The sequence below is a fragment of the Streptomyces eurythermus genome (assembly GCF_014649115.1).
GTDB classification, from domain to species: domain Bacteria; phylum Actinomycetota; class Actinomycetes; order Streptomycetales; family Streptomycetaceae; genus Streptomyces; species Streptomyces eurythermus.
The window spans coordinates 42327-53851 of the sequence record NZ_BMSK01000028.1 but is presented as its reverse complement, the minus strand read 5'-3'; the positions used below and the strand labels follow the sequence as shown (position 1 = coordinate 53851).

Here is an 11525-nt window from a genome sequence, read left to right as displayed (position 1 = left end):
ACGGCCGGGTGGATCAGACCGCCGTCGCCGGGTACGTCGGGTACTCCACGCCCGAGACGTGCTGGACGACACGGACGACCTGGCAGGAGTAGCCGAACTCGTTGTCGTACCACAGGTAGAGGATCGCGTTGTCGCCGTCGACCTTGAGGGCGCCGGCGTCCACGATCGAGGCGTGGCGGGAGCCGATGAAGTCGCTGGAGACCGCGTCGGGCGCCGTGATGAAGTCGATCTGGCGCTTGAGCGGCGAGGTCAGCGACACCTCGCGCAGGTAGTCGTGGACCTCCTCGCGGGTGGTCTCGCGGGCCAGCTGGAGGTTGAGGATCGCGATCGAGACGTCCGGTACCGGGACACGGATCGAGCTGCCGCTGATCTTCGCCTTCAGGTCGGGCAGGGCCTTGGCGACGGCGGAGGCGGCGCCGGTCTCGGTGATGACCATGTTCAGCGCGGCGGAGCGGCCACGGCGGTCGGACTTGTGGTAATTGTCCAGCAGGTTCTGGTCGTTGGTGAACGAGTGGACGGTCTCCACATGGCCGCGCAGCACACCGTACTCGTCGTCCATGGCCTTCAGCGGCGGCACGATGGCGTTGGTGGTGCAGGAGGCGCAGGACAGGATCCGCTCCTCCGGCTTGACCGTGTCGTGGTTGACGCCGTGCACGATGTTCGGCACGTCGCCCTTGCCCGGCGCGGTCAGCACGACCTTCTCGATGCCGGGGCGCAGATGCCGGGACAGGCCCTCGCGGTCGCGCCACTTGCCGGTGTTGTCGATGAGGATGGCGTCCCGGATGCCGTACTCGGTGTAGTCGACGGACGTCGGGTCGTCGGCGTAGATCACCTTGATGGCGTTGCCGTTGGCGACGATCGTGCCGTTCTCCTCGTCCACGGTGATCGTGCCCTGGAACTGGCCGTGGATGGAGTCGCGGCGCAGCAGCGAGGCGCGCTTGACGATGTCCTGGGCGCCGCCGCCGCGCACGACGATGGCGCGCAGCCGGAGGCCGTTGCCCGAGCCGGCCTTCTCGATCAGCAGCCGGGCGACGAGGCGGCCGATGCGGCCGAAGCCGTAGAGGACGACATCGCGCGGCTCGCGGCGCTCGATCTTGTTGGCGCCGGTGGCGCCGGCCACCGCCTCGGCGGTGAACTCCTCGACGCTCAGGCCGCGTTCGTCGGCCTTGTACATGGTGGCCAGCATGCCGAGGTCGATCTGGGACGGCCCGAGGTCGAGGGCGGTGAGGGCCTGGAGGAACGGCATGGTCTCGGTGACCGACAGCTCGGCGCCGGCGATCTGCCGGGCGAAGCGGTGGGTCTTCAGGATGCTGACCACCGACTTGTTCACCAGGGAGCGGCTGTGCAGCAGGACGGTCACGTCCCGCTCGCGGTGCAGCTTCCCGATGAGCGGGATCATCGACTCCGCGATCTCTTCGCGGATCTTCCAGTTGGTGAACGAGTCGTCGTTGACAGTCACAGATCCATCTTTCGAGCTAGGCAGCGCTCATATGATAACCACATGGCTGTGGCGGGTTTGTAGCCCCCCGCAGGTCACCGCGCCGGGTGCCGGCGCCCGCGTCGCAGCCCGTCCGACGCCGGGCGCCGGCACCCGCCGTCAGACGGGCTGTTCCGGCCGCCGCGGCCGGCAGCGGGCGACCAGGCCCGCGACGGCCACCAGCAGCGCGCTGACCCACACCGGGGAGCGGTGGCCGAGCCCGCCGTCGAGCGCGAAACCGCCCAGGACCGGGCCGAGCGCGGCGCCCACGTTCAGCGCCGACGTCGCGAACGCGCCACCCAGAAAAGGCGCGTCGGCCGCCTCGTACAGCACCTGTGTGACCAGCGTGGAGCCGACCCCGAAGGCCAGCAGGCCGAGGACCGGCACCAGGGCGACGGCCACGCCGGGCCGCCCGGCGGCCAGCGCCAGCGCGGCCCACCCGGCGAGCAGCGCGACGCCGGCGAGGGGCAGTACCGGCCGGACGCCCCGGTCCGCCAGCCGGCCCGCCGCCGTCACCCCGGCGAACGCCCCCGCGCCGAACAGCGCCAGCACCCCCGGCACCCAGCCGGCCCCGAGTCCGCACACCTCAGTGACCAGCGGCGCCAGGTAGGTGAACGTGCAGAAGGTGGCGCCGTTGACGAGCGCGGCGAGGCCGAGCACCCACAGCAGCCGGGGACGGCGCAGCGCCCGCAGCTCCGTCCCCGCGCCCGGGACGGGTCCGCCGGCCGCCGGACCGTTCGGCACCGACCGGGCGATCGCCACCAGCGCCGGGGCGGACACCAGGGCCACGGCCCAGAACGCCGAGCGCCAGCCCAGCAGTTGGCCCAGGGCGGCGCCCGCGGGCACCCCCGCCACACAGGCGAGCGTGGTGCCGCCGAGCAGGACGGCGGTGGCCCGGCCCTTGGCGTCCGGCGCGACCATGCCGGTCGCCGCCGTCAGACCGACGGCGAGGAACCCGGCGTTGGCCAGGGCCGCGACCACCCGGGTCGCGAGCAGGACGGAGAAGTCGGAGGTGAGCGCCCCGACGACATGGGCGGCCAGGAAAACCCCGAGGAACGCCAGCAGCGACTGCCGGCTAGGCCGGCGCCGGCCGAGCAGCGCCGCGGCCGGCGCGCCCACGACCATGCCGACGGCGAAGGCGGACGTGAGCGTGCCCGCCGTGGGCACCGAGACCCCGAGGTCGCGGGCGATGTCCGGCACCAGACCGGCCAGCATGAACTCGGACGTGCCCTGGGCGAAGACCGCCAGTCCGAGCAGATAGAGAGCGAAAGGCATCAGGACTCCACACACCGTGTCGCGTACGGGAAGCGAGCACGCGGACCCGTGACGGTCACGACCGGTCGGTGCGGTCCTGGAGCGGACAGCGGACGAAGGCCGAGCGCGCGGGGCATCGCGTGCGGTCCCGGCCGGCACCGCCGCCCGCGCGGGGCGACGCGTCACACGGACGAGTGAGGAGGCACAAGAAGAAAAAGAGGTGCGTGCCGGTCCGGAACCCGGAGGACGGCAGCCCGGTGGTGGCCTGTGAACGACGAAAAGCCACCGGACGGCCGGTGGCTAGTGTCTGGATGCCTCGGGGCTGGACATGTCCCGCACGCTAACGCGCCGACCCTGGTGCGCGCCACCGGGTTTTCCACGGCGGCGCGGCGCACACGGGGGTCGGGGGGCGTACGCCCTTGATGCCGGTGGTGCGCGGGTCAGCGCGGGTTGAAGATGACGCTGGCGAAGCGGGCGCCGCTGGGCGCCGACTTGCCGGCGGCGAGCCGCGTCGCCGTTCCCTTGCACCGCTTCTGGGTGTAGACGACGACCGTCTTCTTCGTCGCGTTGCGGGCCCCGCGCGCCTCCTGGGCCATGTCGAAGCACTTGTTGTCCGGCGGGTTCTGGATGCTGTACGTCTTGCCCTCGGGACCGGTCCAGGCGAACGTGCCGCCGACGGCGAGCGCGGAGCCCGTGGCGGTCAGGGCGAGGACGAGACCGCCGAGCACGGCGGCGAGCGGACGACGATACAGACGCATGGGATGTCCTTCGGGTACTTCGGGATCGGGAGGCGACTGAAGACGACGGAAGACGGCTGAAGGGACGGGGAAGACGACGGGAAGACGACAGACGACGACGGAGGACGGCGAGCGCGACCGGGAGGCGGGGAGCGCGGACCGGGCCGCCTCCGTAATCTCCCACCCCGGCCCGGGCGGCCCCCGGAGCCGACACCGACAGGTCCACCGTTCGAGTGACGGCGGGCGGCCCGTGGCGACGGCGGCACGCGGACCGGCCGGGCGCGTCGCCCCGCCGGGGCCGTGCGAAGCCCCGGAAACGGGGTAGACGGGGGGACGCCCGAGGAAAGGACCGTCTCATGACGACCTATGTGATCAGCGTCCCCGGCACCTTCACCGCCGGGATCGCGGCCGACACCCGTACCCGGCTGGCCAGGGCGCTCCGGCCCGCCGATCCGCACGGCACCCGCATGGGCTCCGCGGAGGACCTGGACGTGCTCAGCGTCAACGACGACAACACCTTCACCCTGCGCCTGACCGTCGACGCGGACACCCGCCCGCACGCCGAGGAGGCGGCCCGCAGGCTCGCCGGAGACGCGCTGCGGGACGCGGGACTCGACGAGCGCAGCGCACCGCTCGGCCCCGCCGTGGTCACCGGCATCGACTCCGAGATCCACTGATCATCCTAAATAGGTAAAATCTAGGCGTTTGCTGAAAATTCGGGCTACCGGCCCGCCGAGAGTCACCGCCCCGCCGGAAGTGATCGATGCCCCGCAAGCGCTCCACGGACGAAGGCGACGAGTTGCTCGCCCGACTCGGTTCGCTCACCGCCCAGGCGCGCCGCCGCGCCCAGCTCCAGCGGACCCAGGTCGAGCTGGCCGTCGCCCTCCAGCGGGGCATGCTCCCCCGGGACCTGCCCGACGCCCCCGGCGTCCATGTCGCGGTGCGGTACACCCCCGCCAACCTCGGCCTCAACGTGGGCGGCGACTGGTATGACGCCTTCGCCATGCCCGACGGCCGGATAGGGCTGTCCATCGGCGACGTACAGGGGCACAACATCGAGGCCGCGGCCTTCATGGGCCAGGTCAGGGCCGGACTGCGGGCGCTCGCGTCGGTCACCGGGGAGCCGGGCGAGCTGCTGGCCCGGACCAACGACCTGCTGCTCTCCCTGGGCAGCGACCTGTTCGCCACCTGCACCTTCATGCGGCTCGACCCGGCCACCGGGGTGCTGGAGAGCGCACGGGCCGGACACATCCCGTTCGTGTGGGCCACGGCCGACGGGAAGTCCGGGGTGGTCGACGACGAGGGCGGGCCCCCGCTCGGCATCGAGCGGGGCGTCGACTTCCCGGTCACCCGGCACCGGCTCACCACCGGCGGAGTGTTCGTGCTGCTCACCGACGGTGTCGTGGAGGGGCCCTCGCTGAACATCGAGGACGGCCTGGACCAGGTGGTCCGGCTCGCGGGCATAGCCGCCGTCGCCGGCCTGGAGGCCCACGCGCTCGCGGCGGCCGTGATCAAGGGCGCGGAGAGCGTCGGACACGAGGACGACGCCGCCGTCCTGGTCGTGGGCCTCGACGGCCCCTCCACCCTGGCCTGACCACCCCCGGCCCGCTCCCGTGCCGGCCGGACCCTGCGGTGACGGCCGGACGCCGGGCCGGCCGGATGCCGTGGTGGCGGGGTGTCCGGCCGTCGGGTTTCGCCGTGGCCGGTGTCCAGATGGCCGGGTTTCTTGGCGGCCGGGCGTTCAGCAGGCCGGTTCCGCGGCGGCGGGGTGCCGGGCGCGGCCGGTGTCCAGCGGCGGGGTGCCGGGCGTGGCCGGTCTGCGGTGGCCGGCATCTTCGGCTGCCGGACGTCGGGCCGGCCGGGTTTCGCGGCGGCGGGCTCCGGCGCGGCCGGTGTGTTCGGTGGCCCGTCTCCTCGGCGGCCCGGCGTCCGGTCCGCCGGGGTCCGTGGTGCCCGGTGTTCAGCCATAGGGCCGGACGAGAGCGTGGCTCGCCTCGCCGACCCGCGCCCGCCGGTGTGAGATGGCTGCTGTGGTGGGTATCGAGGAGCTGCGCCGGCCGGGCGGCCTTGCCGTCCGGGTGGTCGCCGTCGCCGCCTGCTACTACGCCGCGGCCCGGCTCGGCCTGCTGCGCGAGCTGACCGTCGAGGGCGCCGTCGTCACCCCCATCTGGCCGCCCACCGGCGTCGCCGTCGCCGCCCTGCTGATCTTCGGCCTGCGCTGCTGGCCCGGCATCACGCTCGGCGCCTTCCTCGCCGTACTGTCCCTGACCACGCCCGGCGTCGAGGTCCTCGGGGTCCTGTTCGGCAACACCGCGGCGCCCCTGTGCGCGGCGCTCCTGCTGCGCCGGGCCGGCTTCCGCACCGACCTCAGCCGGTTGCGCGACGGCCTCGCCCTGGTGTTCCTGGCCGCGCTGGCGGCCATGCTGATCAGCGCGACCGTCGGAGCCGGCTTCCTCGTCCTCACGGACGGCCTGCCCGGCCACAGCTTCTGGCCCGTCTGGCTCGCCTGGTGGGTGGGGGACGCGATGGGCGTCCTCATCGTCACCCCGCTGCTGCTGGCGCTGCACCGCGCGCGCCTGCCGCTGCCCCTCGGCCGCTGGCGGGAGGCGACCGCGCTGGCCGTCGTCGCCTGCCTGCTGCTGCCACTGGCCGCCTACAGCCCCATCAGCACGCTCTTCCTCGTCTACCCGGTCGTCATCTGGGCCGCGCTGCGCTTCCAGCTGGTGGGAAGCGTGCTCTGCGCGCTGCTGACCTCCGTGGTGGCCACCGCCGCCGCGACCGACGGCGTCGGTGCGTTCACCGGGCTCGACCGGATCGAGGTGATGCTGAAACTCCAGGCGTTCAACGGCGCCACCGCACTGACCGCGCTGCTGCTGTCCGCCGTGATCATCGAGCAGCGCAACACCCGCGACTCGGTGGAGAAGGCCTGCCAGGAGCTGGTCGAGGTCCTCGAACACCTCACCGCGGGCGAGGCCCCGCCACCCCGGCCCCGCCCGCACCCCGGCGACCTCGACGACCCTGGCGGACCCGGCGACCGCTCCAGCGCGTCCGGCATCCCATGACCCCGGCGACCGCTCCCATGCGTCCCATGACCGGCCCGGTCGGGCCCGGCCACGACATCGGCTGCTCCCCCGTGCCGGCCCGTCCGCGCCGTGGCCTCAGCGCTCCGAACGGTTCGTCGGTCCCTCGTCGTCGCCGCCGGGCTCGGCGGCCGGGGTCCGGTCCGAGGTGGTACGGCGCCCGGGAACCGGCGGATGGGCGGCGCCGGTCGCGCCGGCCTGACCGCCGCCCGTCGTGCCGTAGCCCCCGGGGATCCCCGGCGGGGTGTCCGCGGCGGCCTGCGCCTCGCTGATGTGGCGTCGCGCCCGGACTCCGGCCCGGCGCTCCGGGTACGGGTAGTCGAACGGCTCGGCACCGGCCCGTTCCCGGTCCTCCTCGTGCCGCCGCCGCGCGGCCGCCGTCGCGTCCTCGCTCCGCCGGTCGCGGTCGTGGTCGCGGTCGTTTCGGTGTTCGTGCTCGTGTTCGTGTTCGCGTGCGTTCATGCGGCCCCGAGTACCCGGGCGGCGGCCACCGCCAACGCGCGTCCCGGCGTGTCGGACGGTGCCGCGCGGGCGCCGGGGGACGATGGGCCGGACCCGTACGGGCACAGGGCCGGACCGGGAGGGACAGGGCGCCATGGACCAGCGGCCGGTACCAGGACGCACGGCCGGAGACACCCCGGCGGGCGCGCCACCGCGGCCGGACACGGCCGACGCGCGCCGCCGCATCCCGCGCACCGACACCCTGCTGCGCGACCCCCGGCTGGCCGCCGCCGCGGACCGGCTGGGCGCGCACCGGGTGAAGGCCGCCGTACGGCAGGCGCAGGAGCGGGCCCGCGCGGGCGGCATCGCGCCGGAACAGGTCCCGCGCACGGCCCTTGACCTGCTGCCCGGCACCGCGAGCGGCCTGCGCCCGGTGCTCAACGCCACCGGTGTGCTGCTGCACACCAACCTCGGCCGGGCCCCGCTGTCGGACGCCGCCCGGCAGGCCGTCCACGAGGCGTCCGGGCCCACGGACGTCGAACTCGACCTCACGACCGGAGTACGGGCCCGCCGGGGCCGCTCCGCACTCGCCGCGCTGCGCGAGCGGGTGCCGGCCGCCGGCGCCGCGCACGTCGTGAACAACGGCGCCGCCGCGCTCGTCCTGGCCGCCACCGCGCTCGCGGCCGGGAAGGAGATCGTCGTCAGCCGGGGCGAGATGGTGGAGATCGGTGACGGCTTCCGCCTGCCCGACCTGCTCGCCTCGACCGGTGCCCGGCTCCGCGAGGTCGGTACGACCAACCGCACCGCCCCCGCCGACTACGCGACGGCCATCGGGCCGGACACCGCCTTCGTGCTGAAGGTCCACCCGTCCAACTTCCGTGTCACCGGCTTCACCCGGTCCGCCCGGGCCGCCGAGCTGACCGGACTCGGGGTCCCGGTGGTGGTCGACATCGGCTCCGGACTCCTCGCCCCGCATCCGGCCCTGCCGGGCGAACCCGACGCCGACAGCCAGCTGCGCGCCGGAGCCGCGCTCGTCACCGCGAGCGGCGACAAACTGCTCGGCGGCCCCCAGTGCGGGCTCCTCCTCGGCCGTCCGGACCTGGTCCGCGCCCTGGCCCGGCACCCGCTCGCCCGTGCCCTGCGCGTCGACAAGCTGACCCTCGCCGCGCTGGAGGCCACCCTCACCGGCCCGCCCACCCCGACCGCCCGCGCCCTCGCCGCCGACCCGGAGCGGCTCAGGGCCCGCGCCGACCGGCTCGCCGCCGCGTTGGACGCCGACGGGATCGACGTACGGGCCGTCCCGAGCGCCGCCACGGTCGGCGGCGGGGGAGCGCCCGGAGTCACCCTGCCCAGCGCCGCCCTGTCCCTGCCCGAGCCGTACGCCGCCGCCCTGCGCACCGGCCGCCTCCCGGTCGTCGGCCGGCTGGAGGCGGGACGCTGCCTGCTGGACCTCAGGTCGGTCCCGCCCGAGGACGACGACCGGCTCGCCCGTGCCGTACGGTCGGCCCGGGCCGTCGTGCACCGGGCCGCGGTGGAGGAGCCCGCCACGGACGGGCGGGCGTGATGCGGGTCCTCGCCACCGCCGGTCACGTCGACCACGGCAAGTCCACGCTGGTCCGCGCGCTCACCGGCATGGAGCCCGACCGCCACGAGGAGGAGCGGCGCCGGGGCCTCACCCTGGACCTGGGTTTCGTGTGGACCCGGCTGGACGACGACCACCTGGCCTTCGTCGACGTACCCGGGCACGAGCGGTTCGTGCCGACCATGCTGGCCGGTGCCGGACCCGTGCCCGCCGTGCTGTTCGTGGTCGCCGCCGACCAGGGCTGGCAGCCGCAGTCGGCGGAACACCTGGCCGTCCTGGACGCCCTCGGCGTCCGGCACGCCGTCCTCGCGGTGACCCGCAGCGACCTCGCCGACCCCGGCCCGGTGCGCGCCGCCTCCCTCGAACATCTGGCCGCCACCTCGCTGGGGCCGGTCCCCGCCGCCGCCGTCAGCGCGGTCACCGGCGCCGGCCTGGACGACCTGCGCGCCGAACTCGCCCTGCTCGCCGCCCGGTTGCCCGCCCCCGACCCCGACGCCGACGTACGGCTGTGGCTGGACCGGGCGTTCACCGTGCGCGGCCATGGAACCGTCGTGACCGGCACCCTCGGCGCGGGCACCCTGCGGGTCGGCGACCGGCTGGTCACCGCCGACGGAACGGCCGCGCTGCGGGTGCGCGGCCTGCAGAGCCTGCGCGAGGAGCGGACCGCCGTCGGCGCGGTGGCCCGGGTCGCCGTCAACGTGCACGGGCCGGGGGACGGCACGCTGCGCCGCGGACAGGTGCTGCTGACCCCGGACCGCTGGCTGTGCACCGAGGTGACCGACGTACGGATCACCGGGGAACCGGCGGACGGCCTGCCCCGGTGCCTCACCCTGCACATCGGTACGGCCGCCGTGCCGGTCACCGTCCGCCCGCTCGGCCCGGACACCGCCCGGCTCACCCTGCGCCGGGGCCTGCCGCTGCGGGTGGGCGACCGCGCGGTGCTGCGCGCACCAGGCGGCGGCCGCACCCCCCGCGGGGTCACCGTGCTCGACGTACGGCCGCCCCGGCTGGCCCGGCGCGGCGCCGGCCGGGCCCGGGCGGCGGAACTGGACACCATGACCGGCCGCCCCGACCCCGCCGCCGAACTGCGCCGCCGCAGGCTGATCCGGCGCGCCGAGCTGCGCGCCATGGGCGTCCCGGCGCCCGGGGACCCGGTCGCCGGGGACTGGCTGGCCGACCCGGCACACTGGGCGGACCTGCGGGACCGGCTCGTCGCCCGGGTCGGGGAACACGCCCGCGCCCATCCGCTGGACCCCGGCCTGCCCACCGAGACGGCCCGCCGGCTGCTCGGTCTGCCCGACCGCGCCCTGGTCGACGCGCTCGCCGCGGGGCTGTCCCGGCTGCGCGCCGACCGGGGCCGGCTGCACCCCGCCGACGGACCGGGGGCCGCCCTGCCCGCCCCCGTACAGGCGGCCGTGGACACCCTGCGCCGGGAGCTCTCCCAGGCGCCGTTCCGCGCCCCCGAGGCCGGGCGGCTCGCCGAACTGGGCCTGGACCGGCGGGCGTTGGCCGCAGCGGCGGCCGGCGGGGCGCTGCTGCGGATCGCCGACGGGATCGTGCTGCCGCCCGGCGCGGACGCCGCGGCCGCCGCCGTGCTGCGCGCGCTGCCCCAGCCGTTCACGCTCAGCGAGGCCCGGCGCGCGCTGGACACCACCCGCCGGGTGGCCGTACCGCTGCTGGAGTTCCTGGACGCCCAAGGGCACACCGAGCGCGTGGACGAACAGCGCCGACGCTGTCGCACGGACCCGGGGGACGGAGACGACCCGGGTAACGGAAACGACCCGCGGAACGGAGACGACCCGGGGAACGGAGGCGGACGGGAATCGAACCCGCCGGCCCGAGATCCTCGGGCCCCTCGGTTTTGAAGACCGGGAGGGCCACCAGGCACCCACACGCCTCCACCGCCCGTCAGGCTACCGTCCGAGGAGACCACCGCCATGGCAGCGACACCGACCCGTCAGACGCCCGTACGCCTCACCCGGTTCGCCCACGGCGGCGGCTGCGCCTGCAAGATCCCGCCCGGTGAACTGGAGGAGGTGGTCGCCGGACTGACCGCGCCCACGCTCGCCGGCGGTGACACCCCGCTGCTGGTCGGCCTCGCCACCGGCGACGACGCGGCCGTGGTCACGCACCGGGGGATCGCCGTGGTGTGCACGGCCGACTTCTTCACGCCGGTCGTGGACGACCCCTACGACTGGGGCCGGATCGCCGCCGCCAACGCCCTGTCCGACGTGTACGCGATGGGCGGCCGGCCCGTGCTCGCCGTCAACCTGCTCGGCTGGCCGCGCGACGTGCTCCCGTTCGACCTCGCCCGCGAGGTGCTGCGCGGCGGCCTCGACACCGCCACCGAGGCGGGCTGCCATGTCGGCGGCGGACACAGCGTCGACGACCCCGAACCGAAGTACGGCATGGCCGTCACCGGTGTCGCCGACCCCGGACGGCTGCTGCGCAACGACGCCGGCCGGCCCGGGCTGCCGCTGTCCCTGACCAAACCGCTGGGCACCGGCGTGCTGAACAACCGGCACAAGGCCACCGGCGAACGGTTCGAGCACGCGATCGCCACGATGGCCGCCCTCAACCGGGAGGCCGCCGAGGCCGCGCTCGCCGCCGGCGCCGAGTGCGCCACGGACATCACCGGGTTCGGCCTCCTCGGGCACCTGCACAAACTGGCCCGCGCCTCCGGGGTGACCGCCGTGCTCGACACCGCCGCCGTGCCGTATCTGGAGGGCGCCCGGGAGGCCGTGCGGGACGGGTACGTCAGCGGCGGCACCCGGCGCAATCTGGAGTGGGTCGCGCCGTACACCGACTTCGGGGACACGGACGCGGACACCCGGCTGCTGCTCGCCGACGCGCAGACCTCCGGGGGGCTGCTCGTCGCCGGGGAGGTGCCCGGAGCACCGGTGGTGGGGGAGCTGGTGCCGCGCGGACCGCACTCCCTGGTCCTGCGGTAGGAG

9 protein-coding genes, 1 tRNA gene and 1 pseudogene are annotated in these 11525 nt (G+C 75.2%); 6 read left to right on the top strand and 5 right to left on the bottom strand.

Translation table 11 applies throughout. The features are described from left to right. Positions 1-13 precede the first annotated feature (13 nt). From IE251_RS36345 to IE251_RS36335, 3 genes are all read right to left on the bottom strand, one after another. Positions 14-1459 carry a glyceraldehyde-3-phosphate dehydrogenase gene (locus tag IE251_RS36345; RefSeq protein ID WP_030784564.1) on the bottom strand — a complete coding sequence of 482 codons (1446 nt, stop codon included), beginning with the start codon at positions 1457-1459 and terminating at the stop codon, positions 14-16. A 138-nt stretch (positions 1460-1597) separates the two neighbouring features. Further along, positions 1598-2752, bottom strand: a complete 1155-nt coding sequence (locus IE251_RS36340) for a Cmx/CmrA family chloramphenicol efflux MFS transporter (protein WP_189757204.1) — start codon at positions 2750-2752, stop codon at positions 1598-1600. 419 nt (positions 2753-3171) lie between these two features. Further along, complete coding sequence (locus IE251_RS36335) at positions 3172-3489, bottom strand: hypothetical protein (RefSeq protein ID WP_189757203.1); 318 nt, start codon at positions 3487-3489, stop codon at positions 3172-3174. A gap of 335 nt (positions 3490-3824) precedes the next feature. Between IE251_RS36335 and IE251_RS36330 the strand changes: the two genes are divergently transcribed. The 3 genes from IE251_RS36330 to IE251_RS36320 all read left to right on the top strand — a co-directional run bounded on the left by IE251_RS36330 (position 3825) and on the right by IE251_RS36320 (position 6530). Next, complete coding sequence (locus IE251_RS36330; protein WP_189757202.1) at positions 3825-4145, top strand: hypothetical protein; 321 nt, start codon at positions 3825-3827, stop codon at positions 4143-4145. Between the two features lie 86 nt (positions 4146-4231). Further along, positions 4232-5062 (top strand): PP2C family protein-serine/threonine phosphatase, encoded by an 831-nt coding sequence (locus IE251_RS36325; RefSeq protein WP_189757201.1) that lies wholly within the window; start codon positions 4232-4234, stop codon positions 5060-5062. A gap of 427 nt (positions 5063-5489) precedes the next feature. Further along, positions 5490-6530, top strand: coding sequence for an MASE1 domain-containing protein (locus IE251_RS36320; RefSeq protein WP_189757200.1), 1041 nt, complete (start codon positions 5490-5492; stop codon positions 6528-6530). Between the two features lie 96 nt (positions 6531-6626). On the opposite strand, the gene IE251_RS36315 is transcribed toward IE251_RS36320, so the two are convergent. Continuing rightward, on the bottom strand, positions 6627-7010 hold the full coding sequence (locus tag IE251_RS36315; protein ID WP_189757199.1) for a hypothetical protein: 384 nt from the start codon (positions 7008-7010) through the stop codon (positions 6627-6629). Positions 7011-7143: 133 nt separating this feature from the next. On the opposite strand from IE251_RS36315, the gene selA reads away from it, so the two are divergent. Together selA and IE251_RS36305 are read left to right on the top strand one after the other, a co-directional pair. Further along, positions 7144-8553 carry an L-seryl-tRNA(Sec) selenium transferase gene (gene selA, locus IE251_RS36310; RefSeq protein WP_189757198.1) on the top strand — a complete coding sequence of 470 codons (1410 nt, stop codon included), beginning with the start codon at positions 7144-7146 and terminating at the stop codon, positions 8551-8553. After that, positions 8553-10289 (top strand): annotated as a pseudogene (locus IE251_RS36305) (SelB domain-containing protein); the annotation flags it as partial. The gene selA and the pseudogene IE251_RS36305, both read left to right, overlap by 1 nt. Positions 10290-10378: 89 nt before the next feature. Here the strand turns inward: IE251_RS36305 and IE251_RS36300 are convergent. Further along, positions 10379-10471: transfer RNA gene (locus IE251_RS36300), tRNA-Sec, on the bottom strand. 37 nt (positions 10472-10508) lie between these two features. Between IE251_RS36300 and selD the strand changes: the two genes are divergently transcribed. Then, the gene (gene selD / locus IE251_RS36295; RefSeq protein ID WP_189757197.1) at positions 10509-11522 is read left to right on the top strand and encodes a selenide, water dikinase SelD; all 1014 of its coding nucleotides are present in this window, start codon (positions 10509-10511) and stop codon (positions 11520-11522) included. Positions 11523-11525 lie beyond the last annotated feature (3 nt).